Source organism: Arthrobacter paludis (assembly GCF_056782315.1).
Window position 1 is genome coordinate 214,563 of sequence record NZ_JBXAEW010000001.1, and the last position, 24,420, is coordinate 238,982.

Annotated in this window: 25 protein-coding genes; 11 read left to right on the plus strand and 14 right to left on the minus strand. The window is 74.7% G+C overall.

What is annotated here, in order from left to right:
* Positions 1-279: 279 nt before the first annotated feature.
* Complete coding sequence (locus AC1Q5D_RS01080; RefSeq protein WP_481736705.1) at positions 280-1,623, minus strand: MFS transporter; 1,344 nt, start codon at positions 1,621-1,623, stop codon at positions 280-282.
* Positions 1,620-2,162, minus strand: a complete 543-nt coding sequence (locus AC1Q5D_RS01085) for a TetR/AcrR family transcriptional regulator (RefSeq protein WP_481736706.1) — start codon at positions 2,160-2,162, stop codon at positions 1,620-1,622. Before AC1Q5D_RS01085 ends, AC1Q5D_RS01080 begins: the two co-directional genes overlap by 4 nt.
* Before the next feature lie 118 nt (positions 2,163-2,280).
* On the opposite strand from AC1Q5D_RS01085, the gene AC1Q5D_RS01090 reads away from it, so the two are divergent.
* Positions 2,281-3,810 (plus strand): MFS transporter, encoded by a 1,530-nt coding sequence (locus AC1Q5D_RS01090; RefSeq protein ID WP_481736707.1) that lies wholly within the window; start codon positions 2,281-2,283, stop codon positions 3,808-3,810.
* Here AC1Q5D_RS01090 and AC1Q5D_RS01095 read toward each other — a convergent pair.
* The 3 genes from AC1Q5D_RS01095 to nirB are packed head-to-tail and all read right to left on the minus strand — an operon-like array spanning position 3,792 to position 8,382.
* On the minus strand, positions 3,792-4,889 hold the full coding sequence (locus AC1Q5D_RS01095) for a uroporphyrinogen-III synthase (RefSeq protein ID WP_481736708.1): 1,098 nt from the start codon (positions 4,887-4,889) through the stop codon (positions 3,792-3,794). The genes AC1Q5D_RS01090 and AC1Q5D_RS01095 overlap by 19 nt on opposite strands.
* On the minus strand, positions 4,886-5,704 hold the full coding sequence (cobA, locus tag AC1Q5D_RS01100) for a uroporphyrinogen-III C-methyltransferase (protein WP_481736709.1): 819 nt from the start codon (positions 5,702-5,704) through the stop codon (positions 4,886-4,888). The genes AC1Q5D_RS01095 and cobA overlap by 4 nt, the downstream gene beginning before the upstream one ends.
* The gene (gene nirB / locus AC1Q5D_RS01105; protein ID WP_481736710.1) at positions 5,701-8,382 is read right to left on the minus strand and encodes a nitrite reductase large subunit NirB; all 2,682 of its coding nucleotides are present in this window, start codon (positions 8,380-8,382) and stop codon (positions 5,701-5,703) included. Before nirB ends, cobA begins: the two co-directional genes overlap by 4 nt.
* Before the next feature lie 247 nt (positions 8,383-8,629).
* Here nirB and nirD point away from each other — a divergent pair, with 247 nt between their 5' ends.
* From nirD to AC1Q5D_RS01120, 3 genes are all read left to right on the plus strand, one after another.
* Positions 8,630-9,046 carry a nitrite reductase small subunit NirD gene (gene nirD, locus AC1Q5D_RS01110; protein WP_481736711.1) on the plus strand — a complete coding sequence of 139 codons (417 nt, stop codon included), beginning with the start codon at positions 8,630-8,632 and terminating at the stop codon, positions 9,044-9,046.
* A 101-nt stretch (positions 9,047-9,147) separates the two neighbouring features.
* Positions 9,148-9,954 (plus strand): sirohydrochlorin chelatase, encoded by an 807-nt coding sequence (locus tag AC1Q5D_RS01115; RefSeq protein ID WP_481736712.1) that lies wholly within the window; start codon positions 9,148-9,150, stop codon positions 9,952-9,954.
* Positions 9,955-10,099: 145 nt separating this feature from the next.
* Complete coding sequence (locus AC1Q5D_RS01120; RefSeq protein ID WP_481736713.1) at positions 10,100-10,303, plus strand: cold-shock protein; 204 nt, start codon at positions 10,100-10,102, stop codon at positions 10,301-10,303.
* Positions 10,304-10,380: 77 nt separating this feature from the next.
* Here the strand turns inward: AC1Q5D_RS01120 and AC1Q5D_RS01125 are convergent, their stop codons facing one another.
* Genes AC1Q5D_RS01125 through AC1Q5D_RS01135 form a run of 3 tightly spaced genes read right to left on the minus strand, consistent with a single transcriptional unit; the run spans position 10,381 to position 13,897 of the window.
* Entirely contained in the window at positions 10,381-11,709 is a 1,329-nt protein-coding gene (locus AC1Q5D_RS01125) for an MFS transporter (protein WP_481736714.1), read from the minus strand.
* 9 nt (positions 11,710-11,718) lie between these two features.
* A complete protein-coding gene (locus AC1Q5D_RS01130) occupies positions 11,719-12,735 on the minus strand; it encodes a PDR/VanB family oxidoreductase (RefSeq protein WP_481736715.1) in 1,017 nt (338 codons plus the stop codon).
* Between the two features lie 25 nt (positions 12,736-12,760).
* On the minus strand, positions 12,761-13,897 hold the full coding sequence (locus AC1Q5D_RS01135) for an aromatic ring-hydroxylating dioxygenase subunit alpha (protein ID WP_481736716.1): 1,137 nt from the start codon (positions 13,895-13,897) through the stop codon (positions 12,761-12,763).
* A 147-nt stretch (positions 13,898-14,044) separates the two neighbouring features.
* Here AC1Q5D_RS01135 and AC1Q5D_RS01140 point away from each other — a divergent pair, with 147 nt between their 5' ends.
* On the plus strand, positions 14,045-14,668 hold the full coding sequence (locus AC1Q5D_RS01140) for a helix-turn-helix transcriptional regulator (RefSeq protein WP_481736717.1): 624 nt from the start codon (positions 14,045-14,047) through the stop codon (positions 14,666-14,668).
* A gap of 45 nt (positions 14,669-14,713) precedes the next feature.
* Here the strand turns inward: AC1Q5D_RS01140 and AC1Q5D_RS01145 are convergent, their stop codons facing one another.
* Complete coding sequence (locus tag AC1Q5D_RS01145) at positions 14,714-14,986, minus strand: hypothetical protein (RefSeq protein WP_481736718.1); 273 nt, start codon at positions 14,984-14,986, stop codon at positions 14,714-14,716.
* The gene (locus tag AC1Q5D_RS01150; RefSeq protein ID WP_481736719.1) at positions 14,983-15,633 is read right to left on the minus strand and encodes a helix-turn-helix domain-containing protein; all 651 of its coding nucleotides are present in this window, start codon (positions 15,631-15,633) and stop codon (positions 14,983-14,985) included. The genes AC1Q5D_RS01145 and AC1Q5D_RS01150 overlap by 4 nt, the downstream gene beginning before the upstream one ends.
* Before the next feature lie 146 nt (positions 15,634-15,779).
* Between AC1Q5D_RS01150 and AC1Q5D_RS01155 the strand changes: the two genes are divergently transcribed.
* Together AC1Q5D_RS01155 and AC1Q5D_RS01160 are read left to right on the plus strand one after the other, a co-directional pair.
* Positions 15,780-16,784, plus strand: a complete 1,005-nt coding sequence (locus AC1Q5D_RS01155; protein WP_481736720.1) for an LLM class flavin-dependent oxidoreductase — start codon at positions 15,780-15,782, stop codon at positions 16,782-16,784.
* Positions 16,785-16,881: 97 nt separating this feature from the next.
* The gene (locus tag AC1Q5D_RS01160; protein ID WP_481736721.1) at positions 16,882-17,844 is read left to right on the plus strand and encodes a LysR family transcriptional regulator; all 963 of its coding nucleotides are present in this window, start codon (positions 16,882-16,884) and stop codon (positions 17,842-17,844) included.
* Between the two features lie 22 nt (positions 17,845-17,866).
* On the opposite strand, the gene AC1Q5D_RS01165 is transcribed toward AC1Q5D_RS01160, so the two are convergent.
* From AC1Q5D_RS01165 to AC1Q5D_RS01180, 4 genes are all read right to left on the minus strand, one after another.
* Positions 17,867-18,664, minus strand: coding sequence for an IclR family transcriptional regulator domain-containing protein (locus tag AC1Q5D_RS01165; RefSeq protein WP_481736791.1), 798 nt, complete (start codon positions 18,662-18,664; stop codon positions 17,867-17,869).
* A gap of 76 nt (positions 18,665-18,740) precedes the next feature.
* Entirely contained in the window at positions 18,741-19,397 is a 657-nt protein-coding gene (locus AC1Q5D_RS01170; RefSeq protein ID WP_481736722.1) for a 3-oxoacid CoA-transferase subunit B, read from the minus strand.
* Positions 19,394-20,068 (minus strand): 3-oxoacid CoA-transferase subunit A, encoded by a 675-nt coding sequence (locus tag AC1Q5D_RS01175; protein ID WP_481736723.1) that lies wholly within the window; start codon positions 20,066-20,068, stop codon positions 19,394-19,396. The genes AC1Q5D_RS01170 and AC1Q5D_RS01175 overlap by 4 nt, the downstream gene beginning before the upstream one ends.
* Positions 20,069-20,099: 31 nt before the next feature.
* Positions 20,100-21,308 (minus strand): thiolase family protein, encoded by a 1,209-nt coding sequence (locus tag AC1Q5D_RS01180; RefSeq protein WP_481736724.1) that lies wholly within the window; start codon positions 21,306-21,308, stop codon positions 20,100-20,102.
* Positions 21,309-21,738: 430 nt separating this feature from the next.
* Between AC1Q5D_RS01180 and AC1Q5D_RS01185 the strand changes: the two genes are divergently transcribed.
* The 4 genes from AC1Q5D_RS01185 (at position 21,739) to AC1Q5D_RS01200 (ending at position 24,390) form a co-directional block, all read left to right on the plus strand.
* Entirely contained in the window at positions 21,739-22,797 is a 1,059-nt protein-coding gene (locus AC1Q5D_RS01185; protein ID WP_481736725.1) for an enoyl-CoA hydratase/isomerase family protein, read from the plus strand.
* Positions 22,798-22,806: 9 nt separating this feature from the next.
* Positions 22,807-23,553, plus strand: coding sequence for an IclR family transcriptional regulator (locus AC1Q5D_RS01190; protein ID WP_481736726.1), 747 nt, complete (start codon positions 22,807-22,809; stop codon positions 23,551-23,553).
* A 144-nt stretch (positions 23,554-23,697) separates the two neighbouring features.
* Complete coding sequence (locus AC1Q5D_RS01195) at positions 23,698-24,054, plus strand: hypothetical protein (protein ID WP_481736727.1); 357 nt, start codon at positions 23,698-23,700, stop codon at positions 24,052-24,054.
* Positions 24,055-24,267: 213 nt separating this feature from the next.
* Positions 24,268-24,390, plus strand: coding sequence for a hypothetical protein (locus AC1Q5D_RS01200; RefSeq protein WP_481736728.1), 123 nt, complete (start codon positions 24,268-24,270; stop codon positions 24,388-24,390).
* Positions 24,391-24,420 lie beyond the last annotated feature (30 nt).

Below are 24,420 nucleotides of genomic sequence, written 5' to 3' on the forward strand. Positions count from 1 at the left end.
TCCCCGGGCCCGAACCGTTAGTACTTGCCGGCCCCCGGCCGATCCCGTTCGCAGATCACGCCCGGATCCGGAAATCGCTCTCAGTTGCAGGCCGGAAAGGCCCCGATCGGGCGGATGACCTTCGAACGATTCCCGATTCCGGCGCGCAACTGCCAACGATTCACGATTCGAGCCCACAACCCAGAACGATTCCGCCCTCCGGCGCGCAACTGCCAACGATCCGCATCGCGGGGACGCCCCCCCGGGGGCTTTCCCAGCCCGGGGCGTCCGTCATGCGGACTACCGGGTCCCGGCCGGCTCCGGCTCCCGCACGCGCGGGCCGTCCTCGATCCGGCGCGGCCCGTTGATCATCACCGCGCCGACCAGCATCACGGCGATGCAGCCGGCCAGCATCGCGAAGGACGCGCCCCAGCCGCCGGTCGCGTCGCGGACCACCCCGAACAGCATCGGGACCAGGGCCGCCCCCGCGTAGCCGAGGCCCTGGCTGAACCCGGACAGCACGCCCGAGCCGTGCGTGGTGCGCGAGCGGAGGTTGACCATCAGCAGGGCCATCGCGAACGTGCCCTGACCGAGGCCGGCGAACGTGATCCAGGCCCAGGTCGCGCCCGTGGGGTCCAGGTAGAGCCCGAGGTGCCCGGTGGCCCAGCATCCCGTGAACAGCAGGACGGCCAGGACCGGATGCCGCAGTCGCGGAACGACCAGCGGCACCAGCAGGGACACGGGCAGCCCGAGGATCGCGAAGTACGCCAGCGCGCTGCCCGCCGTCGCCTCGCCGATGCCCTGCGCGACAAGATACGGGGGCAGCCACGTGAAGTAGACGTACGTCTGGGCCGAGTTGCCGGCCAGGAAGATCGCCAGCCCCCAGGCGACGGGGTGCCGCCACGGGTTCAGGGGGGACGCGGGGACCTGCGGCCCGCCGGCCCGGGGCCGGTCGGGGCGGCCGGCCGCGAGGTGCGGCAGGTCCGCCGGGGCGCGCGGCGTTGCGGCGGGAGGACCGGGGGCGGGGGCGCCGCCGTCGGACTCCTCCGGCCGCCGCCGGGCGCGCCGGTCGCGCGCCAGCTGCACGATCCACGGGACCAGGACGACGGCCGAGGCCAGCGCCCAGAACGCGATCGACCCGCGCCAGCCGAGCACGCCGGCCAGCGGCACGGAGAACTGCGGCGCCATCGCCGTGCCGACGGCCAGCAGCGTCACGTACCCGGCGGTGACGACGCCGAGCCGGTCCGGGAAGTACTTCTTGACCAGGGGCGGGAGCACGACGTTGCCGATCCCGTACCCGGCCATCGTCACGGCCGACAGCAGCAGGAACAGCGGGACCCCGCCGACCGCCGCGCGGGCGAGCTGCCCGGCCACCGCCAGCAGCACGGCCACCCCGAGCGTCCGCTCGAGGCCCCAGGCGCGGATGAGCCGGGGCGTGCCGAGGCCGGACACGGCGAAGATCACCGGCGCGAGCATCGCGAGCACCCCGATGGTCAGCGCGTCGAGCCCGAGTTCCGGGCGGATCGAGCCGAGCAGCGGGGGGACGGAGACGACGGCGGCGCGCAGGCTCAGGGCCATCAGCAGGATCCCGAGCAGCGCCCCGATCCGGCCGCGCCAGGGGTGCCGGGGCAGTGTGAGCGTCACGGGGCGGTGCTTCCCTTCAGCCGGTCCACCTGCTCGAGCAGGTCCTCCGGCGACCGGCCGAGCGCGCTCCGGGGCCAGCTCGGGAGCGTGGAGTGGTAGTAGAGGCCCTCGCCGATGAGCATGATCGCCTCGGCCGCGTTCGGGTCCCCGACCTCCGCGCGGATCAGGGACATCCAGCCCTCGTGGACGCGGCCCAGCGCCTCGAGGGCCGGTTCGTGGTGGGCGCCGGCGAGGCGGACGACGGCGGAATACGAGGTGTCGAGGACCGACCCGGTCGAGGACGACGTACGCACGTAGTAGCGCGAGGCCCCCTCGGGGGCGGCCCGCATCGCGTCCCGGTCCTCCGCGGCGGCGGCCTCGAAGCGCTCGATGACGCCGGCGGCGAGCGCGTCCTTGGACTTGAAGTGGTAGAGCAGCCCTCCCTTGGACACCCCGGCGCGCGCGGCCGTGGCGTCCATGGTGGCGGCCCGCTCTCCGTCCTCGGCCACCAGGGCGGCGTAGGCGTCGAGGATCTTCTCGCGGGTGTCGGGGCGGGCCATGGCTGCCACTCTAGCCAACGAACTCGTCAACTATACCGTCTGGACGGTACAGTTACAGCGGGGGCCGCGGCCCTCCGCCCGCTCCCCCGACGTTCCGCCGCCCGATCCGAGGTGTCCCATGGCCCAGCACGCAGCCCCCACCCCCGCAACGCGCCGCGACCCCGGCCGCGCCCGGCGCTGGGCCGCGCTCGCGGTGCTCATGTGCCCGGTCCTGCTCGTCTCGGTCGACAACACGGTCCTCAGCTTCGCCGTCCCGGCCCTGTCCCGGGCCCTCGAACCGACGGGGACGCAACTGCTGTGGCTGATCGACGTCTACCCGCTCGTCCTGGCGGGCCTGCTGGTGCCGATGGGCTCCCTCGGCGACCGCATCGGCCGGCGCCGGCTCCTCCTGGCCGGGGCCACCGGCTTCGGGGCCGTGTCCGCCGCCGCCGCGTTCGCGCCGGGGCCCGAGGCGCTCATCGCGGCCCGCGCCCTGCTCGGGGTGTTCGGCGCGGCGCTGATGCCGGCCACGCTCTCGCTGATCCGCAACATCTTCACGGACGCCGGCGAGCGCCGCCTGGCCATCGCGGTGTGGGCCGCGGGCTTCTCCGGCGGGGCGGCGCTCGGGCCGATCGTCGGCGGCTGGCTGCTGGAGCACTTCTGGTGGGGGTCGGTCTTCCTGCTGGCGGTGCCGGCCCTGCTCCCCCTGCTGGCGGCGGGCCCATTCCTGCTGCCCGAGTCCCGCGACCCGGAGCCGGGCCCCGTCGACCCGCCCGGGCTGTTGCTGGCCGTCGGCACCCTGGTGCCGGTCGTGTACGGGATCAAGGCGGCCGTCGCGGGCACCCCGGCCGCGGTGGCGTGGGTGGCCCTCGGACTGGCCTGCGGGGCCCTGTTCGTCCGCCGCCAGCTGCGCCGCCGCGTCCCGATGCTGGACGTGCGCCTGTTCGCCAACCCGGTGTTCACGGCGGCCCTGTCGGTGAACCTGCTCAGCGTGTTCTCCTTCGTCGGGTTCATCTACTTCCTGGCCCAGCACCTGCAGCTGGCCGCCGGACTGAGCCCGGTCGCCGCCGGCACGTCGATGCTGCCCGGGCTGGCACTGACGGTGGCGTTCGGGTTCGCCGCCGTCCCGCTCGTGCGCCGGGTGCGCCCCGCCGCGGTGATGGTGGCCGGCCTGCTGCTGGGGGCGGCCGCGTACGGGGTGGCCGCCGTCGCCGGCCCCGCGGGGTCGACGGCGGGGCTGCTCGCCGCGTTCGCGGTTCTGGGCGCCGGCGTCGGCCTCGCGGAGACCGTCTCCAACGACCTCGCCCTCGCCGCGGTGCCGGCCCGCAAGGCCGGCGCCGCCTCCGCGATCTCCGAAACCGCCTACGAACTGGGTTCCGTGCTCGGCACCGCGGTGCTCGGCAGCATCCTCAACGCCGCCTACCGCGCCGCCGTCGTCGTGCCCGCCGGAACGGACGCGGCCGCAGCGGACCGCGCCCGCGAAACCCTCGGCGGGGCGCACGAGGCCGCGGTCGGCCTGCCCGCGGCCCAGGGCGACGCGCTGCTGGAGTCCGCGGCGCGCGCCTTCGACGCGGGAGTCGGGACGACGGCGGCGATCGCCGCCGTCCTGGCCGTCGCGGCCGCGGGCCTGGTGCTGCGCCTGACCCGGGGCTACACGCTGAGCCGGTAGCCGCGCTTGATCACCGTCGCGACCAGGCGCGGCTCCGGAAGCGTCCGGCGCAGGCGGCTGACGGCCATGTCCAGCGCGTGGTCGCCGCCGCCCTCGGGAAGGTGCGCCGCCAGCGCCGCCCTCGGCACGACCGCGCCGCCGGCCCGGGCGAGGGCCCTGAACACGGCCAGGGGCGCGCCGGCCAGCGTCGCGTGGGAGCCCTGGAGCGAGACCGTGGTGCCCTGGAGCGTGCACTCGCCGAACCGCGTCCGCAGGCGCACTCCGCCCGCCGCCGACAGCCGGTCGGTCACGGCCCGGACCAGCGCACCGAGCCGGTGCCGGTCCGGGACGACGGGTTCGATCCCGAGCGCGCGCAACGGGGCGGCCGTCACGTCGCCCACGACCGCGGCGAGCAGGTCCGAGTGGAACTGGCCCAGGAGGGCCGCGTGGCCGCCGGCCCGGGCCGCGGCGGCGAACATCGCGTCGACGGCCGGGGCGGCCGTGAACGTGACCAGGTCGAGCCGGCCGGCGCAGGCGGCCTCGACCAGCCGGGCGGCCGCCGCACCGTCCTCCGGGGGCAGCCAGCGGTAGGGGGAGACCTCCACGACACGCGCCCCCGCCGCCCGCAGGCGCCCGAGCTGGGCGGCGTCGCCGAGCCCGTGCAGCTGGACGGCCACCGTCGTGCCCGCGACGCCGGCGGCCAGGGCCTCGTCGACCATGGTGGCCGTGAGCCCGTCGGCGGCGACCGAGGACTCCACGAGGCCCGCCGCGCGGGCCGCGCCGCAGGCCTTCGGCCCGCGGACCCGCACCGCCGCGCCCCCCAGCGCGGCGAGCAGGTCCTGCCCGAGGCCGTGCGCATCCGCCGCATCCAGCCAGCGGCGCAGCCCGTACCCGGTGGTGACGAGCACGGTCTCGGGGGCCGCGGCGATCACGGCCCGGGTGGCCTCGAGCAACTCCGCGTCCTCATCCAGGGGCGCCAGCCGGAGCAGCGGCGCGTGGAGGACGGCGGCGCCGCGCCGCTCGAGCGCGTGGACGAGCTCGGACGAGCGGCGGTCGCTGGTCACGCCGATCCGGAAGCCGGCCAGCGGCGGCGCGCTCACGCCGTCACCTTCCGGGACGGCGCGGACCCGTCCAGCCGCCCGGGCACGGCCCGGACGCCGTCGTCGCCCAGCACGGCCCGGACGCCGTCGTCGCCGAGCGCCGCGACGGCGCCGATCACCACCACCGCCGGGGCGGACACGCGCGCGGCGGACGCCGCGGCGGCGAGCCGCCCGAGCGGGGCCCGGGTGCAGCGCTGCGTGGGCGTGTAGCCGCGCTCGATGACGGCCGCCGGCGTCGTCGGGGCGAGCCCGTGGCGCAGCAGGCCGGCCGCCGTCTGCTGGAGGGTCCCGACCCCCATCAGCAGGACGATGGTGCCCCCGAGCCCGGCCAGGTGGGACAGCTCGGCCTCCGAGAACGGATCGTGTCCGCTGGCGACGGTGACGGCGTGGGCGGCCCCGCGGTGGGTGACGGGGATGCCCGCGGCGGCGGGCACGGAGACGGCGCTCGTGACGCCCGGGACGACCTCGACCTCGATCCCGGCCTCCCGGCAGGCGATCGCCTCCTCGCCGCCGCGGCCGAAGACGAACGGGTCGCCGCCCTTGAGCCGGACCACGGTCCTCCCGGCCAGCGCGGCGGCGACCACGAGCGCGTTGATGCGCTCCTGGGGGACCCGGTGGTGTCCCGGCGCCTTGCCGACGTCCACGAGTTCGGCCCCGGGGGCGAGCCCGGCGACGGAGGCGCCGGGGCCGAGCCGGTCGTGGAAGACGACGTCGGCGGCCCGGAGGGCGCGGACGGCCCGGAGCGTGAGCAGGTCCGCAGGCCCGGGGCCGCCCCCGACGAGCGTGACGCGGCCGGGCCGCCCGGCGGGGCTCACGCCCGGCCTCCGGCGGGGGCGCCCACGGGGATCGACGTGCCCAGGGGCACCGGTCCGGCCGGGACGCGCTGGCCGCGCTCCTCGGCGTAGGCGAGCGAGTCGTCGGGCGTCCGGGGCGCGTTGACGAAGGATCGGAACCGGCGGAGCCGGTCGGGGTCCCTCAGGGTGGCGGCCCACTCGTCCTCGTAGTCCTCGACGTGGCGGTCCATCGCGGCCTCGAGGTCGGCGCCCAGGCCGAGGGAGTCGTGGACGACCACGTCGCGCACGTGCCCGAGGCCGCCGTCGAGGTCGCGCATCCAGTGCGCGGTGCGCTGCAGCCGGTCCGCGGTGCGGATGTAGTACATGAGGTACCGGTCGACGTAGCGGATGAGCGTTGCCTCGTCGAGGTCCTGGGCCAGGAGTTCGGCGTGGGCCGGGGTCGCGCCCCCGTTGCCTCCCACGTACAGGTTCCACCCGTCCGCCGTGGCGATCACGCCGACGTCCTTGCCCCGGGCCTCCGCGCACTCGCGGGCGCACCCGGACACGCCCATCTTGAGCTTGTGCGGCGAGCGCAGGCCCCGGTAGCGCAGCTCCATGCGGATCGCCAGGTCCACCGAGTCCTGGACGCCGTAGCGGCACCACGTGGAACCGACGCAGCTCTTCACGTTGCGCAGCGCCTTGCCGTACGCGTGGCCGGACTCGAAGCCCGCCTCGACGAGTTCGCGCCAGATGTCGGGGAGCTGCTCCAGCCGGGCGCCGAACAGGTCGATCCGCAGCGCCCCCGTGATCTTCGTGTACAGGCCGTACCGCTCCGCGACGCCGGCGATGACGGCCAGCTTCGCGGGCGTGATCTCCCCGCCCGGGATCCGCGGGACCACGGAGTACGTCCCGTCCTTCTGCATGTTGGCCAGCGCCCGGTCGTTGGTGTCCTGGAGCGGGCCGAGGCCTCCGTCGAGCGGGTACGGGGAATGCTGCGAGGCGAGGATCGAGGCGATCGCGGGCTTGCACACGTCGCAGCCGAGGCCGTCCCCGAACCGCGCCATGACCGCCTCGTAGGAGGCGAGGCCGGCGAGCCGGACGGCCTCGAAGAGTTCGGCGCGGGAGAACGCGACGTGCTCGCACATGGCCCGGGACACCTCGACCCCGCTCTGGGCGAGCTCCCGCTCCAGGAGCTTCTTGAGCACCGGGACGCAGGACCCGCACTGGGTGCCGGCGCGGGTGCAGGCCTTCAGCCCCGCCAGCTCCCGGACGGGTTCCGCGCCCTCGCAGCCGCCGCGGCCGCCGACCGCGTCGCGGACGGCGCCCGCGGTGACGTTGTTGCAGGAACACAGGACCGCGTCGTGGGGCAGCTCCGCCTCCGGGGCCCCGCCGCCCGCGGCGGAGAGGTAGGCGCCGGGCTCGGCGGGCAGCTCGCGGCCCAGGAGTGCGCGCAGGCCCGCGTAGGGGGACGCGTCCCCGACGAAGATCCCGCCGAGCAGCGTCTTGGCGTCGTCGGTCACGACGACCTTCTGGTAGACGCCGCGGGCGGGGTCGGCGTAGACGACCTCGAGGGCGCCCGGGGCCTTGGCGAAGGCGTCGCCGAAGCTGGCGACGTCGACGCCGGAGAGCTTGAGCTTCGTGGCGGTGTCGAAGCCGGGGAACGTGGCCGCGCCCCCGCTGAGCCGGTCGGCGACGATCTCCGCCATGGTGTTCGTGGGGGCCACGAGCCCGACGCAGAGGCCCTCGAAGTTGGCGACCTCGCCGACCGCCCACACGTGCTCGACGTCGGTCGCGCACGCCGCGTCGACGACGACGCCGCCGCGGGCCCCCAGCCGGAACACCGGCGTGGACCCGCCGTCGGACAACTCGTCGGCGGGCCTGCCGGCGGCCGCGGCGGCCGCCGCCCGGTCGTTGACGGCCCGCGCCAGCTCGTCGCGGGGCCGGACGCCGATCGAGACCACGACCAGGTCCGCCGGGATGACGCGGCCGTCCGCCATCTCCACGCCGGTGACCCGGGTTTCGCCGTCGGCCTGCTCCGTGAGCACGGCCGCCGGGTAGACCCCGCCGTGCACCTCGAGGCCCTTCGCGGCGACGAGCCGGCCCATGGCCTGGCCGGCGCCCTCGTCCAGCTGCGTGCCCATGAGCCACGGCCCGCCGTCGACCACGACGGGGCGCGCGCCGAGCGACTGCAGCCCGGCGGCGGCCTCGAGCCCGAGCAGCCCGCCGCCGATCGTCACGGCGTTGACGGGTCGTCCGAGTCGCTCGGTGAGCCGGGTGACCTCGCGGTGGATGGCCCACACGTCCTCGAGGTACCGGTAGACGTGCGTGTGCTCGTTGCCGGGGATGGGCAGCCGGGCCGCGTTGGAGCCCGTGGCGAGGACCAGCTCGTCGTACGGGTGGCGGCCGCCGTCGGCGGTAACGACCTCGCGGGCCTCCAGGTCCAGGTCGACGGCGCGCGCCGCGGTGGCCAGCGTGATCCGCGGGTGGTCCCACAGCCCCGGCTCCCCCAGGGTGAGGTCCACGGCCGGCTCGATCAGGGCCCGCGAGAGCGCCACGCGGTCGTACGGCCTGTGCGGTTCCTCGGTGAGCACGGTGACGCGGACCCCGTCGAGCCCGCGGGCCGCCATGGCCTCCGTGAAGCGGTGCGCGGCGGGGCCCCCGCCGACCACCACGACCCTGCGCTCCGTGCCCGTCCGGGCGCCTGCCGTCGTCTTCTCCATGGTCGCTCCTCCTCCTGCCGGTTCGTCGCCGACTGGGACCGAGCCTAGGAAGCCCCGTTTGCCCGGCCGTTTCCCTCGCGTTGCGGTCTTGCTACGGCGTGTTTCCGGCATGCAACGGCGCCGGCCACCGGGTGGCCCGGTGCGCGTGAGCCGCGTTTTACCCCGCCGTCACGGCGCGCGGCGGCCTCCCGAAACACGCCGTTCCTAGGCTCGGTGCACGACCAGCCCCCGAGAGGAAGGCAGCACGATGACGACACTCACCGACCAGCCCCGCACCGCAGCCGCGGCCCCCGCAGCCGGAACGGCCGCGCCGGAGGCCCCCGGCACCCGCTGGCTCGAGGCCTGCCGGCTCGACGACCTGGAGTCCTGCTGGGGCGAGGCGGCCCGCCTGGGCGAGGTCCAGGTGGCGCTGTTCCGGCTGCCCGACGGGTCCGTGGCCGCCACGGGGCAGCACTGTCCGGCCACGGGGGCGGCTGTGATGGCCCGGGGCATCGTGGGCAGCCGCACGCTCGGCGGGCGCAGCGTGGCCACGGTCGCCAGCCCGCTCCACAAGGAGGTGTACCGGCTCGACACCGGCGAGTGCCTCAGCGGCGACGCATTCCGCCTCCCCGTGCACCGCGTCGACACCAGCGGCGGCGTGGTCCGCGTCCAGGTTGCGGCGTGAGCCCGGCTTCGCCGGGGCGGTGGCCGCCGCCCGGGCCGTTTCCGGGCCTGCGGGCCGTCCCGTGGGCCGGGTGGGAACGGACGCTCCCGGCCCGGCCGGTCGTGCTCGCCTCTCACGGCACCTCGGATCCCGGGGGCCGGGCGGCCGTTGCCGCCCTGGCGGCCGCCGTCGCCGCGGCCCGGCCCGACTGGGCGGTGCGGCAGGCCTTCGTGGACGTGGAGGAGCCGCGCGCTCCGGACGCCGTGGCGGACGCGCACGCAGCGGCGCGGGGACCCGGCGGGGCCGCCGCGGCCGGCCCGCCCGTGCGCATCGTGCCGCTCCTGCTCTCCCGGGGGCTCCACGCCGGCGCGGACCTGGTGCGGGCCGCGGACGCGGCCCCGGGCGCCACGGTCGCCCCGCCCCTGGGCCCGCACCCCCTGTTGGCGTCCGTGCTGGCCCGCCGGCTCCGCGAGGCCGGCCTGCGCCGCGGCGACAGGGTGCTCCTCGCCGCCGCCGGCTCCTCGGACCCCGCAGGGGCCGCGGCCGGGCGGGAGGCCGCCCGGCTGTTGGCGGCGGCCCTGGGCCGGCCCGTGGAGGCCGCCTTCGTCGTCCACGCCGCACCCGGGCTCGGCGCCGCCGTCCGAGCGGCCCGCTCGGGGCGCGCCCCGGACGGCGGAGGGAGCCCGCGGGGCCGTGCCGCGGCCGGCGGCCGCGTCGTCGTCGCCCCCTACCTGCTGGCTCCGGGGCACTTCGCGGACCGCGTGGCCGCCTGCGGGGCCGACGCCGTGGCCGCTCCCCTCCTCCGCCCGGACGCTCCCGTGCCGCCGGAGTTGGTGTGGCTGGTGGCGGCCCGCGCCGGGACCGCCCGTGCGGGGCCCGCCCGTCCGGGCTATGCGCGGGCCCCGCACTCGCGTAGTCTGGACGTGTAGTCGCAGTTTGTCTCGCAGGAAACTGGTGCCGCCCGCAAGGTGGCTCCTTTTATGACTGGCGGAAAATCGCGTAGCTGCAAGCGGCCGCCACCCCGGCGGCCGTCCACCCTACGTCCCATCCGGGACAGTCTTGAAAGGACACACCATGGCCACCGGTACCGTTAAGTGGTTCAACGCCGAAAAGGGCTTCGGCTTCATCGCCCCCGACGACCAGTCCGACGACGTGTTCGCGCACTACTCCGCGATCCAGTCCTCCGGCTTCCGCTCCCTCGAAGAGGGCCAGCGCGTCGAGTTCGAGATCACGCAGGGCCAGAAGGGCCTGCAGGCTGCGGACATCCGCCCGCTGTAACCAGCGGCCCCACGCCTTAAGCGCCTGAGGGCGGCGGCACCCGGTTCGGGAGCCGCCGCCCTTTTCGCATGCCCGGGCTAGCCGCGGGCCGCCGCGGCCTCGGGGACGGCGGCCGGGGCCCCCGGACGGAGCCTGGCCGCGGCCCACGCCGCCACGAGCATCACCGCGCCGACCCCGGCGTAGAGGGCCGCGGCGCTCCAGCCGGCGTCGAGCAGCGCACCCGTCGCGATCGGGGCCAGGATCGCCCCGACGCGCCCGACGCCGATGGCCCACCCCACCCCGGTCCCCCGGGAGCCGGCCGGGTACGACGCGGGGGCCAGGGTGTAGAGGCCCGCGATGCAGCCGTTGACGAGCATGCCCACGGCGATGCCGGCCGCGAAGGCCACGGCCAGCAGCGAGGCCGACGTGATGAACAGGAGCATGGCGCCCGCCGAGGCGACCGTGAACCCGACCAGCACCCGCTGCGACTCCCAACGCGTGGTCAGCGCGCCGTACAGGAGGGCGCCGAACGTGCCACCGAGGGTGAGCATGAGCCCGCCGACGACGCCCTGGCTTTCCGTCATGCCGGCCGTCACGAGCAGTTTCGGCGTCCAGCTGTTCACGAAGTAGAAGCCGAACATCGTCGCGAAGAACGCCGTCCAGACGAGGAGCGTGGTGCGGCGGTGCGTGCCCTCGAACAGCGAGGCCAACCGGCCGCCCGCCGCCTCCTGGGTGGCCGGGGCGGGGATCGCGTCGAAGGCGGGCTGGCCCGTCCGCCGGGCGATCGCGTTGAGGCGCTCGAGCGCGCGCGCAGGACGCCGCGTCACGAGGAAGTCGGCGGATTCGGGGACCACGAGCGCGGCCAGGAGCAGCGCCGCCGCGGTGCAGGCCCCGCCGAAGACGAACACGGCGCGCCACCCCGACTCGGCCTGGAGCCACACGGCCGCCGAACCGCCGAGCGTCGCGCCGACGCCGTAGCCTGCCGTGTAGATGCTGATGGCCATGCCGCGCCACCGCCGATTGGCGTACTCGCTGGCCAGGACGTTCGTGCAGGCGAGGATGCCGCCGACGCCGAGGCCGGTTAGCATCCGCCAGCCCGCGAGGGCCAGCGCATCCCCGGCGGTGGCGGAGGCGAACATCCCCGCGGCCGCGAGGGCCGTCGAGAGCAGGAGCATGCGGCGGCGGCCGATGGCGTCGGCGTACGGGGCCAGGAACAGCGAGCCGACGGCCATCCCGACCAGCCCGGCGCTAAGGAGCAGGCCCAGCTCGGTTCCGCCGAGGCCGAACTCCGTGGAGACGCGGTTCGCGGTGAAGGCCATGGCCAGCACGTCGAACCCGTCGAGGGCGTTGAGAAGGGTGCAGACGGCCACGACGGTCCACTGGGCTCGGGACATCGGCGACGCGTCCAGGCGTTCCCGGAAGGTCATGGTCGGCTCCTAGGCGAGTTCGATCGTGAGTGTGGGCCGGCCCGTCCGCGGGGCCGGGAGGGCCTGCGGCGCGGGGCCGCCCGCCGAGGAGACGCGCGAGACGCAGGCGCACAGGCGGTCCACGGATTCCTTCTGCCGCTCGCTGAAGAAGACGTCCCGGTGGTCGACGGCGCCCTCGACGCCGAGCACGCGGACCTGGCACAGCCCGCATTCGCCCTTCCGGCAGTCCGACAGCATCTCGACCCCGGCCCCCTCGAGCGCCTCGAGCAGCGAGCGGTCGCGGCCGACGGTGGCCTCCACCCCGAGTCCGGGCACGCGCACGGTGAACTCCTCCGGGTCGTACCACCCGGAGTTCCCGAAGGTCTCGAAGCGCAGGTTGGGGCCGGCCAGGCCCCGGTCCCGCCAGGCCCGCCGCACGGCGTCCATGAGCCGGATGGGACCGCACATGTAGAGCTCCGCGGCGGGATCGATGCCGCCGACGAGGCCCGGGACGTCCAGCGGGGTCCCTTCCTCGTCGACGTGGACGGCGAGCCGCTCGCCGTGTTCTTCGAGGAGGAGGTCCAGATAGGCCATCGCGCGGCGGGAACGCCCCACATAGACGATCCGGTAGTCGGCCCCGGAGCGGCGCAGGGCGCGGGCCATGCCGACGATGGCCGTGATGCCGATCCCGCCGGCCAGCAGCACGTACGACGGGGCGCCGTGGCGGAGGGGGAAGTTCTGCAGGGGCTGCGTCAGGTCGACGCGGTCGCCGACCCCCAGGGCGTGCATGTGCGCGGAGCCGCCCCGGGAGGCGGGGGCCAGCAGCACGCTCACGGCGATCCGGCGCCCCTCCCCGGCGGAATCGACGACGGAATAGGAGCGGACGCCGCCCGTGGGGCCGGCTGGGACGCGGACGTCGATGTGCGATCCCGGCGGCGCGGGCGCCGGCATCTCCGGCTCGATCACGAGGCGCCGGACGCGATCGGCGGCGTCGACGGCCTCAACGACCGTGCCGCGCTGCCAGACGGACTTCTGGTGGATGGCCATGGTGTTCTCCCTCTCCCGCCGGCGCCTAGGCCAGCTCCGCCAGGCGGCCCTCGGCCTCGAGCATGGCGTCGAGGATCCGCCGCACCCACATGCCGCCCGCGTCGATGTTCAGGCTGTAGAACTCGTGGTCCGGATTCGCGTCGATCGCGTCCTGCTGGGCCTTGAGCATGGCCTCGTCCTCGCCGAAGACCCCGTGGACCCCGTTGCGCAGCTGGGTGGTGATGGTCTGGCTCTCGAGCCGGTAGTTGCGCATGAACGCCCAGAAGTAGTGGGACGTGCGGTCGGTCTCGGGGGTGATCGTGTTCATCACGTACCCGTTGACCCCCTGGCTGCGGTCGCCCCGTTCCGCCCCGGTGCCGGCCTTGGCGACGCCGACGTCGATGCGGATCGTGGACGGGGCCTCGAAGTGGATGATCTGCCAGCGGTCGACCTTCCCGCTGAAGTCCGGGAACTTGTCGCGCATGTTCTTGAGCCAGAACGGGGGGGCGTCGATGTCGAACATCCACCGGGAGACGGTCACGCGGCGGCCGTCGCGCCGCGTTTCGAACTCGGACTCGCTCAGCTCGTCCTGGCCGATGGAGGAGGAGTGGACGAATTCCTCGTGGGTGAGGTCCATGAGGTTGTCGAGGATGAGCTGGTAGTTGCACTCGGCATGGATCGTCTCGCCGTCGCCGGCCCACTCGGGCGAGTCCATCTGCTCCATGTCCGGAATCAGGTCCGGATCCGCCAGGGCGGCGTCCCCCGGCCACACCCAGACGAACCGGTTGCGCTCGACCACGGGAAACGAGGGGACGGCCGCGCTCGGGTTGACGGTCTCCTGGGCCGGCATCTCGATGCATCGGCCGGCGGAGTTGTACACGAGGCCGTGGTAGGGGCACTGGATGCCGTCCCGGCCGACCGCCTTGCCCATCGACAGGGGCGCCAGGCGGTGCCAGCAGGCGTCCGCCAGCGCGGCGGCGCGGCCGTCCTCGGTGCGGAACAGCGCCATCGGCTTGTTCGCGACCTTCCGGGCGAGGGGCTTGCGCGTCACCTCGTGGTCCCAGGCGGCGACGTACCAGGCGTTCAGGGGGTGCCCGAAGACCTTGGCGGCGGCCTTCTGGGGCGCGGCGTCCCGCCGGGGATCCGGAAGGTGGCCGGCGGCGCGGTCGGCGGTCAGTGTCATGGCGGTTCTCCTTGGATTACCTATCTGCATAGTGAGTGGTCCGACTCACAGAGTATCTATCTACATAGGTAATGGACAAGCCTCCACCGGTCCGTTGCGCCGCCGGGCTACCGTGGAGGTCGGCCAACCCACACCCCGAGGAGCCCGATGAGCCTGCGCTACGCCCTGCTGGCACTGCTGAAAGTCGACCCGATGACCGGTTACGACCTCCACAAGCAGTTCGAGGCGTCGGTGGGCCACGTGTGGTACGCGCCGGACTCCCAGATCTACCCGGAGCTGCGCAAGATGGAACGGGAGGGCCTCCTCGAGGGCGAGGACGTCCCCTGGGGCAGGAACGGCACGAAGCGGCGCTACCACGTCACCCCGGCCGGGCTGGAGGACTTCGCGCGCTGGATGAACTCGCCGCTGCCGTACCAGCGGGAGCGCGACCCGGCCCACCTCCGGGCCGCCTACATGGAGACGGCGGCGCCGGAGTCGGTGCGGGCCCAGCTGCGCGCCCACATCGAGCACCACGGCGGGCAGCTCCGGCAGTGGGAGCAGCGGATCCACGAAATCGACAGCGGCGCCTCGGCGATGCTGAACCGGCGTCTGGAGAAGACCCCGCCCGAGGCGCACCGGGCGACGATCGCCTTCAAGCGGTTCGCCTACGAGGGGCTCATCGCCCGGGCCCAGGCCGAGATCTCGTGGGCCCGCCGCGGGCTGCGGCTCGCGGACGACCTCTACGGCCCCGGGGAATCCACCGGGGAATCCACCGCGGACGCCCACGGGTAGGGCGGGGCGGCGGCGCGGACCCGGGCAGCCGGGACCGGCGGGCCCCTACCGGGGCAGGAGCGCCTGGGCGGCCTGGGCGTCGCGGCGGGCCTCGGCGTGGCGGGACAGCAGGGAGGCGCGCACCGCCGTCGGGCCGGCGCACCCGCCCGCGGGGGCGGCCGCGCGGGCGGCGGCGCGGGCGGCGGCGGACGCCTCGCGGCGGCCGGCCCACTCCAGGAGGAAGGCCGCCAGGGCCGCGGCAGCGCGGGCGCGCCGGTCCGAGGGGCGGCCGGGCGCCGGGACGGCATAGGCCTGGGGTGCGGGGCAGATGGTGCTCACCGGGGGGCTCCTTCGGGTGGTTCGCCGGCCCGCGCGGACGGGTCGAGCAGCGGGAAGGCGTTGAAGTGGAGCTGCACCGGGCGGCCCGCCGGCGCGGGGTCGTCGCGGTACTCCTGGAGGAGGTCGTCGAGGAACGCGTGGACGCGCTCCGACACGTGGCGCAGCTGGTCTGGATCGAGCCGGACGTTCATGGTGCCCAGCGCCGCGGCGTCGATCCACTCCGGGGCGAGGTCGCGGTCCCCGAAGCGCACGAAGTCGGCCAGGGCCTGGGCGCGGTGCTGCTCGAAGCCGCGCTCGACGATCCGGGCGGCGGCCAACTCCGACTCGTCCGCCCGGACCCGGTCCGGGGAGACCTTGACGGCCCCCGGGACGCGCTCCCACCACCGCTCGCGGGCGGTGCCGCGGCCCTCCACCTCGCGGACGAGCCCGTGCCGGGCCAGCTGGCGCAGGTGGTAGCTGGTGGAGCCGCTCGACTCCCCCACCCGGACGGCCAGCCCACTGGCGGTCTGCGGCCCGAAGCCGGAGAGCAGCTCCAGCAGCTCCAGGCGCAACGGGTGGGACAGGGCCTTCAGCGCGGCCAGGTCGAGCTGCCGGACGTCGTGGCGTCCGGGCTCCGCGGCGCTTCCGGTTCCTTGGGCGGTGCTCACGGCACTGACGCTACTCTTGCAAAGAAACCTTTGCAAGGAGATCTTTGCAAAGAGTTCCTGGGGTTCCGGGCGTCCGCCCTCGCGGACGTGACCGGCCCGACGCGGAGTCCGGGAATGCCGGGCCGCCGGGGCCGGTTGGCACGGACGTGAGCATCCGACTGTCTGTCCTCGACCTGGCCACCATCCCCCCGACCGGCAACGCCGCCCAGACGTTCGCCGACTCCGTCGCCCTGGCGCAGGCCGCCGAGGAGACCGGCTACACGCGCGTCTGGTATGCGGAGCACCACAACATGCCGACCATCGCCTCCAGCGCCACGAGCGTGCTGATCGGGCACATCGCGCACCACACCTCCACCATCCGGCTCGGCGCCGGCGGCATCATGCTGCCCAACCACTCGCCGCTGGTCATCGCGGAGCAGTTCGGCACGCTGGAGACCCTCTTCCCGAGCCGCATCGACCTCGGCCTCGGCCGCGCCCCCGGCAGCGACCAGGCGACGTTCCGCGCCCTCCGGCGCGACCCCGCCGCCGCCGACGCGTTCCCGCACGACGTCCTCGAGCTGCAGGGCTACCTGCGGGACGCCACGCGGATCCGCGGCGTCAACGCCTACCCGGGCCGGCGCACGAACGTCCCGCTGTACATCCTCGGCTCGAGCCTGTTCGGGGCCCGGCTCGCGGCGCAGCTGGGCCTGCCCTACTCGTTCGCCTCGCACTTCGCGCCGGACCAGCTGGTCCAGGCCGTGCAGCTCTACCGGTCGGAGTTCACGCCCTCGGAGCAGCTGGCCGAGCCGTACGTCATCGCCGGCGTCGGCGTCGTCGCCGCGGAGGACAACGAGGAGGCGCAGCGGCAGTTCGAGGCGCTCAAGCGCGAGCGCGTGCGCCGCTTCCTGAACCGGAACCAGGACCGGGAGCTCACCGAGGACGAGGTGGACCTGCTCATGGACACCCCGGCCGCGGCCTCGATCCTGCGCATGCTCGCCTACACGGCCGTCGGGACGCCGGAGGCCGTCGGCGAGTACCTCGCGGAGTTCGCGCGGCACGCCAACGCGGACGAGTTGATCACGGCGCACAACGCCGTCGAGGCCCCCGAGCGCCTCGCGTCTCTGCGCCTGACGGCCCAGGCCGTCGGGCTGGCCCAGCCGGCCGCGCGCTAGGGCGGGCGCGGCCCGGCGTCCGGCGGAACCCCGACGGCGCCGCGTACGATGGGCCAGCAACCCTTCGCGTCGGGCATGGAAAGGACCAGCACGCCTCATGGTGAATCCGGTGCACCTGCGGACGCTCCTGGAGGTCGTCAAGCACGGTTCCTTCGCCGCGGCGGCGGCCCGGCTCGGCTACACCGCCTCCGCGGTCTCGCAGCAGATGTCCGCCCTGGAGCGCGACACGGGCGTGTCCCTGTTCCGCCGGTCGGCCCGGTCGATCGAGCCGACCGAGGCCGCGGCGACCATGGCCCGCCACGCGCGGCGCGTGCTGACCGACATCGACGCCCTGCTCGCGGCGAGCACGACGGCGGAGGCCGCCGACGGCGCGGCCGCGCACCAGCTCCGCCTGGGCATCTTCCCGTCCCTGGCGACCTTCGCGCTGCCCGGGCTCATGGCCGCGCCGGGCTGGACGAAACTCGCCGTCGCCCTGCGCGTGAGCGTCGGCGAGCCGCACGAGACGCTGCACGCCCTGACCAACGGCGAGCTGGACCTCGCGATCGTCTTCCAGGTGGGGCAGGCGGGACTGGCGTGGCCGGCCCCGTTGGAGCGCCAGTGGATCGGCGACGACCGCTTCCGCGTGGTGCTGCCGGCCTCCTGGGGCATAGCCGACGGCTCGGAGGTCGCGGCCGCCCAGCTGGCGCACATGCCGTGGATCATGCACCACCCCGGCGCCTCGGACGCCACGGTCATCGCCCGGCTCTTCGCGTCCGCGGACCTCAACCCCCGCGTCGTCGCCTACTCCGACGACTTCAACGCCTCCCTGTCCCTGGCCTCCGCCGGGCTCGGCGCGGCGCTGGTGCCGGAGCTGGCGATGCAGCACCGCCCCGCCGGCCTGGCCGTCGTCGACGTCCCGGAGATCCGGCTGGCCCGCTCCATCTTCGCCCTGCGCCCCGGGACCGCCGCCCCGGCCGGGGGCCGCGGCCGCGCGTCCGAGGCGGGGACCGCGCACGTGGACCTGTTCATGGACCACCTGGCGACGGAGCTGGCCCGGATCAGCATCGGCCCCGGCCGCTAACGCGGGCGCCGCCGTCGTCCTCCTAGCGCCGGGCGCGCAGCGCCTCGGCGACGCGCCCGGCCGCCGCCTGCAGCTCGGGCAGGACGACGGCGGCGGCCTCGTCCGGTGCCAGGCCGCTGTGCGGCGCTCCGGGGACGGTGCTCATCGAGACGTTCAGGGCGGCCGCGACCGTGCCGTCGGGCGCGAAGACGGGCACCGCGACGGAGCGCAGCCCGGGCTCCAGCTCCTGGTCCACGAGCGACCAGCCCTGGGCGCGGACGCGGTCCAGCTCGGCGCGGAGCTCGCCGGGGTCCGTGATGGTGCTGGGGGTCAGCGGCTCGGGCGGGCGCTGCGCCAGCAGGGCGTCGGCGTCGGCGGGCGCCAGGTGCGCGAGCAGGACCCGGCCCATCGACGTGGCGTGGGCCGGGAAGCGGGAGCCGACCGCGATGCCGACGCGCATGATCCGCCGGGTGTGGACGCGGGCGATGTAGACGACGTCGGGCCCGTCCAGGACCGATGCCGACGCCGACTCGTTCAGGGACGCCGACAGCTCCTCCAGCACCGGCTCCGTCAGCTGGACCAGCGTGTGGCCTGCCAGGAACGAGTAGCCCAGCTGCAGGACCTGGGCCGTGAGCTCGAAGTGCTTGCCGTCGGTGCGGACGTAGCCGAGCTCGGCGAGCGTGAGCAGGAAGCGGCGGGCCGTGGCCCGGCTGAGGCCCGTGCGCTTGGCGACGTCGGTGAGCGTCATCGACGCGTGATCGGCGTCGAAGCTGCGGATCACATCGAGGCCGCGGGCCAGGGACTGGACGAACTGGCCCGGCTCGGTCGCGGCGTCGTGCATGGGGCCTCCGGTCGTCGGTGCTGCGGTGCGGATGCCCGCCGCGGCGGGCATCCGCACCATCCTAGGCTGGCGCCGGCTAGGCGCGGGCCAGCGGGACGGGGACGCGCTCGGCGAGCTCGTCGAAGGAGATCCCGTGCGTGGAGCGGACCTTCACGCCGGAGCCGTCGATGAGGAACACGGCGGACTCCGTGTAGATGCGCGAGACGCAGCCCAGCCCGGTCACCGGGTAGGTCAGGGCCTCGACGAGCTTGGACTGGCCCTGCTTGGTGAACAGGCCCATCATCACCCACGTGGCCTTGGCGCCGATGGCCAGGTCCATGGCCCCGCCGACGGCGGGGATGGCCCCCTCCGCGCCGGTGTGCCAGTTCGCGAGGTCGCCCTCCCGGGACACCTGGAACGCGCCGAGCACGCACACGTCCAGGTGGCCGCCGCGCATCATGGCGAACGAGTCCGCGTGGTGGAAGTAGCTGGCCCCGGGCAGCTCCGTCACCGGGATCTTGCCGGCGTTGATCAGGTCCTGGTCCACCGCGTCGCCCTCGGCCACCGGGCCCATGCCGAGCATCCCGTTCTCCGTGTGGAGGGTGACGCCCTGCTCGGCGGTGAGGAAGTTGGACACGTTCGTCGGCTGGCCGATGCCCAGGTTCACGAACGCGCCGGACGGGATGTCGGCGGCCACGAGGCGGGCCATCTCGTCCCGGGTCAGCGCGGCGTCGGTGCTGGTGTACTCGCTCACTTGGTTCCTCCCGCGATCTGCACGAGCGTGTCGACGTAGATGCCCGGGGTGACGACCACCTCGGGGTCGATCTGGCCCACGGGCACGACCTCGTCGACCTGGGCAATGGTCTGGCTGGCGGCGGAGGCCATGATCGGGCCGAAGTTCCGGGCCGTCTTGCGGTAGACGAGGTTGCCGAACTCGTCCGCGCGCAGGGCCTTGATCAGGGCGACGTCGGCCTTGATCGGCGTCTCCAGCACGTAGCCGGTGCCGTCGATGACGCGGGTCTCCTTGCCCTCGGCGAGCATCGTGCCGTAGCCGGTCGGCGTGAAGAACCCGCCGATCCCGGCGCCGGCGGCGCGGATGCGCTCGGCCAGGTTGCCCTGCGGGACGAGCTCCAGCTCGATCTCCCCGGCGCGGTAGGCCTCGTCGAAGTGCCACGAGTCGGACTGGCGCGGGAACGAGCAGATGATCTTCTTGACGCGGCGCTCCTTGATGAGCAGCGCGAGGCCGGCGTCGGCCTGGCCCGCGTTGTTGTTGACGACCGTCAGGCCGGTCGCGCCGCACTCGAGCAGCGCGTCGATGAGTTCCATCGGCTGGCCGGCGTTGCCGAAGCCTCCGATGAGCACGGTCGCGCCGTCGCGGATGCCGGCGACGGCGTCCGCGGCGGAGCTGGCGATGCGTGGTGCCATGGGTGTTCCCCTGCTTCCTGGTGTGTGTGGCCTAGCGGGCGTTGGTGTTCTCGAGGACGACGGCGAGGCCCTGGCCCACGCCGATGCACAGGGAGGCGACGCCGTAGCGCTCGCCGGACTCCTGCAGGCGGCGGGCCAGCGTGCCGAGCACGCGCAGGCCGGAGGCCCCGAGCGGGTGGCCGATGGCGATCGCGCCGCCCCAGGCGTTGACGATGGACTCGTCGACGCCCCACTGCTTCAGGCAGGCGAGGGACTGGGCGGCGAACGCCTCGTTGAGTTCGACGGCGGCGACGTCGTCCCACGTGATCCCCGCGCGCTTGAGCGCCAGGTTCGCGGACTCGACGGGCGCCTCGCCGAAGAACTGCGGCTCGTTGGCGGCGGCCCCGCGGCCGGCGATGCGGGCGATCGGCTCGGTGCCCAGCAGGTTGGCGGCGCCCTCGGAGCCCACCCAGGCGGCGGACGCGCCGTCGTTCATGGGGGACGCGTTGCCGGCGGTGACCGTGGCGTTCCCGCCGGTGCGGAAGACGGTGCGCAGGCCGGCCAGCGTCTCGGCGGTGGAGTCGGCGCGGACGGTCTCGTCGCGGACGACCTCGGTGCCCCGCTTGGTGGCCGGCGGGACCGGGACGACGAGGTTGTCGTACTTGCCCTCGTCCCAGGCCTTGGCGGCCAGCTGGTGCGAGCGGGCCGAGAACTCGTCCTGGGCCTCGCGGGTGATGCCGTGCTTCTCGCGCAGCTGCTCGGTGGCCTCGCCGAGGGAGACGGTCCACTCGGCCGGCATGTTCGGGTTGACCAGGCGCCAGCCGAGCGTCGTGTTGGCCAGCTCGAGGTTGCTCATCGGGAACGGGCGCTCCGTCTTGGGCAGGACCCAGGGGGCGCGGGACATGGACTCGACGCCGCCGACGAGCACGAGGTCCGCCTCGCCGACCTCGACCTGGCGGGAGGCGGCCATCGCGGCGTCCAGGGACGAGCCGCACAGCCGGTTCACGGTGCTGCCGGGGATCGAGACCGGCAGGCCGGCCAGCAACGTGGCCATGCGGGCCACGTTGCGGTTCTCCTCGCCGGCGCCGTTGGCGTTGCCGAAGACGACCTCGTCGATCGCGGCCGGGTCCAGGCCGGGGGCGCGCTCGACGAGCGCCTTGACGACGTGGGCCGCGAGGTCGTCGGGGCGGTGCGACGCCAGCGCGCCGCCGATCTTGCCGAACGGCGTGCGCACCGCGTCGTACACAAAGGCCTGCTGCATGGGACGATCCTCCAAAAGTTCACTCAGCGAACACAAGTTCGTATGATGAACAATAGCAGCGGCGGCATGGCCCGGACAAGACCCCATCACCCCCGGGCGCCCCCACCCGCGGGGACGCCAGGGACACATCACCCCCGAGCACCGCACCCGCGGGGACGCCTGGGACACATCACGCGCGAGCACCGCACCCGCGGGGACGCCAGGGACACATCACGCGCTGGCACGGGGACATTCACGGCGCGTCACACCGGGACACGCCGGGGCGCGACGGGCGATGTGTCCCCGGCGTCCCGGGCCCCGCACAGTTGTGTCCCCAGCGTCCCCAGCCCGCGAGGGGAGGCGTCCCGCCCGTCCCCGACCGTCCTCGGCTGGGAGGCATCCGCCGGTTCGCGGTAGCGTCGGGTGAGCACCATCGCAGAAAGGCGCCGCCATGGGACACGTCCTCACCGAGACCGGCAGCGGGCTGGGCGTCATCACGCTCAACCGCCCCGAGAAGCTCAACGCCCTGACCCGGGAGATGGTCGCGGACGTCGGCGCGGCCCTGGAGGCCTGGCGGGAGGACCCGTCCGTCGGGATCGTCGTCCTGCGCGGCGCCGGCGAGCGCGGGTTCTGCGCGGGCGGCGATATCAAGTCCTTCTACGAGTCCATCCGCGACGACCGGCACCAGGACTTCCTGGACTTCCTCACCGAGGAGTTCACGGTCGACCACGCGGTCGCCACCTACCCCAAGCCCGTCGCGGCGTTCATGGACGGCCTGTGCATGGGCGGCGGGGTCGGGCTCGCCGGGCACGCGGCGATCCGGCTCGTCACGCCGCGCTCCGCCGTCGGGATGCCGGAGACCCGCATCGGCTACAGCCCGGACGTCGGCGGCACCCACCTGCTGGGCCAGGCCCCGGGCCGGCTGGGCGAGCACTACGCGCTGACCGCCGGGACGATGGGCGCGGGCGACGCGCTCGAGGCCGGATTCGCCGACGCGTGCGTCGCCGAGGACGCGTTCGACGACGTCCTCGCCACCCTCGTCGACCTCGTGGGCCTGCCCGCGCCGGACGTCGCCGCGGCCGTGGAGGTCCTGCACGGCACGGCCGCCCCGCCGTCGTCCGCCACGATCCGCGCCGACCGCGCGTGGATCGATGCCGCGTACGCCGGCGCCGACGTCCCCGCGATCCTCGCCGAGCTGGACCGGCTCGCCGCCGGCGGGCCGGCGGACTCCGGCCCGGCGCGCGCCGCGGAGGCGATCCGCGCCAACTCCCCGCTCGCGGCCGAGACCGCGCTGCGCGCCGTCCGCGCGGCACGGGGCGAGGCGGTCCTCGCGGAGGCGTTCGCCCGCGAACTGCGCCTCGCCGAGTTCCTCATGGACCACCCGGACCTGCCCGAGGGCATCCGCGCCCAGGTCATTGACAAGGACCGCAATCCGCGCTGGTCCCCCGCCGACGCGGCGGACGTGGACACGGCCGCGATCGACGCCGTCGTCGCGGCGGAGCCCGCGTAGGGCCGGACCGTGGCCAACTCGCCGACGGGCGACTCGATGGTCGAGCGCGTCGTGCGCATCCTCGACGCGTTCGATGCCGAGCACTCCACGCTGACGGTCGGCGCGCTGGCGCGGCGGGCCGGGCTGCCCCGCGCCACCACGTACCGGCTGGTCGACGCGCTCGTGGCCGAGGGCCTGCTGGCGCGGACGGACGACGGCGGCGTCGGGCTCGGCCTGCGCCTGTGGGAGATCACGAACCGCGCCTCGACGACGCGCGGGCTGCGCCAGGTCGCGTTGCCGTTCATGGAGGACGTGAACCAGCTGGTCCGGCAGAACACGCAGCTGGCCGTGCTGCACGAGGACGAGGTGCTGGTCCTGGAGCGGCTCTCCCGCCCGGGCGCGGCCGTGAACCAGGCCCACGTCGCCGGGCGCATGCCGGTGCACCTGACGAGCATGGGGATGGCGCTGCTCGCGTTCGCCCCGGCCCCCGTCCGGGAGGGCTACCTCGAGCGGAACGCCGCCGCCGTCGCGGAACGGCACGCGGACATCCGCCGGGAGCTCGCACACATCCGCCAGCGCGGGTACGCGACGTTCGACGGGTTCATCGACGCGGAGACCACGGGCGCGTCCGTGCCGATCCTGGACCGGCGCGGCCACGCGGTCGCGGTCCTCGCCGTCGTCGTCCCCGTCGGCTCACCGACGCTGCCGGGGGCCGTCATGGCGCTGCGCACGGCCGCGCGCGGCATCGCGCGCGAGCTCGGCGAGGCGCCGCGGTAGCGTCCGACGGCGGCGCCCGGAATCCGGGGAGGCCCGGATCACACAAATACCACAAACCGGGATACAATTCTCCTCGTCGCCACTCCGGCGGCCGCGGCACCGCTCCGGGGCCACGCATCATTCGTTTTGTTGGGGGACCCTTCCATGACTCTGCGCGCCCGCCTGCGCTCCGTGGCCGCCGTTGCCGCCGCCGCGCTCGCCCTCTCGCTCGCCCCGTCCGCCGCCACCGCCGCGACGACGAATCCGGTGGATGTCACCGGCTTCACGGTCAAGGACGTCGTGTTCGGCTCCAGCGGCTGCAAGTACGTCACCGGCTATGTGAAACGCACCGTGACCGGCTCCCCCGGGGAGTACTACATCGACACGGACATCACCCGGTACGGCAACATCGTCAGCTGGTTCGAGTTCGACAACGCCACGTACTCGAGCCGCGCCGTGGTGTGCGACTTCATGGGCCTCGGCGGCTACCGGGTTGGCCCGTCCAACATCTACGACTGGTAGGGGGCCTTCGACTACTACGACTCGACCTCCAAGGTCTTCTACGTCCGCGGCCAGGCCAAGCTCTCGACCGTCATCAGCCGCAGCGGCAGCTACGTCACCCTGACGGCCAACGCCCGCTACTACAGCCCGGCGGCCTACGGCTACCGCGCCTACAGCCCGCAGGACGTCCGCGTCCAGAAGTGGACCAGCACCGGCTGGAAGACCATCCGCACCGTGGACTTCCGCTCGGGCCGCGGCTACACGAAGTTCTACGCGCCGAAGTGGGGCAAGTACCGCATGGTCGCCAGCCAGACGACCACGACGACGGTCGCGACGAGCGCCGCCGTCGCCAAGTAGCGCGGGCGCCGGGTAGCGCGGGCGCCGGGT

Coding starts and splice junctions, on each gene's coding strand:
- AC1Q5D_RS01135 (WP_481736716.1), bottom strand. CDS start 13,897: ATGACACTGACCGCCGACCGCGCCGCCGGCCACCTTCCGGATCCCCGG.
- nirD (WP_481736711.1), top strand. CDS start 8,630: ATGACGACACTCACCGACCAGCCCCGCACCGCAGCCGCGGCCCCCGCA.
- AC1Q5D_RS01085 (WP_481736706.1), bottom strand. CDS start 2,162: ATGGCCCGCCCCGACACCCGCGAGAAGATCCTCGACGCCTACGCCGCC.
- AC1Q5D_RS01195 (WP_481736727.1), top strand. CDS start 23,698: ATGACTCTGCGCGCCCGCCTGCGCTCCGTGGCCGCCGTTGCCGCCGCC.
- AC1Q5D_RS01140 (WP_481736717.1), top strand. CDS start 14,045: ATGAGCCTGCGCTACGCCCTGCTGGCACTGCTGAAAGTCGACCCGATG.
- AC1Q5D_RS01165 (WP_481736791.1), bottom strand. CDS start 18,664: ATGCACGACGCCGCGACCGAGCCGGGCCAGTTCGTCCAGTCCCTGGCC.
- AC1Q5D_RS01180 (WP_481736724.1), bottom strand. CDS start 21,308: ATGCAGCAGGCCTTTGTGTACGACGCGGTGCGCACGCCGTTCGGCAAG.
- AC1Q5D_RS01185 (WP_481736725.1), top strand. CDS start 21,739: ATGGGACACGTCCTCACCGAGACCGGCAGCGGGCTGGGCGTCATCACG.
- AC1Q5D_RS01125 (WP_481736714.1), bottom strand. CDS start 11,709: ATGACCTTCCGGGAACGCCTGGACGCGTCGCCGATGTCCCGAGCCCAG.
- AC1Q5D_RS01175 (WP_481736723.1), bottom strand. CDS start 20,068: ATGGCACCACGCATCGCCAGCTCCGCCGCGGACGCCGTCGCCGGCATC.
- AC1Q5D_RS01120 (WP_481736713.1), top strand. CDS start 10,100: ATGGCCACCGGTACCGTTAAGTGGTTCAACGCCGAAAAGGGCTTCGGC.
- AC1Q5D_RS01090 (WP_481736707.1), top strand. CDS start 2,281: ATGGCCCAGCACGCAGCCCCCACCCCCGCAACGCGCCGCGACCCCGGC.
- AC1Q5D_RS01130 (WP_481736715.1), bottom strand. CDS start 12,735: ATGGCCATCCACCAGAAGTCCGTCTGGCAGCGCGGCACGGTCGTTGAG.
- nirB (WP_481736710.1), bottom strand. CDS start 8,382: ATGGAGAAGACGACGGCAGGCGCCCGGACGGGCACGGAGCGCAGGGTC.
- AC1Q5D_RS01160 (WP_481736721.1), top strand. CDS start 16,882: ATGGTGAATCCGGTGCACCTGCGGACGCTCCTGGAGGTCGTCAAGCAC.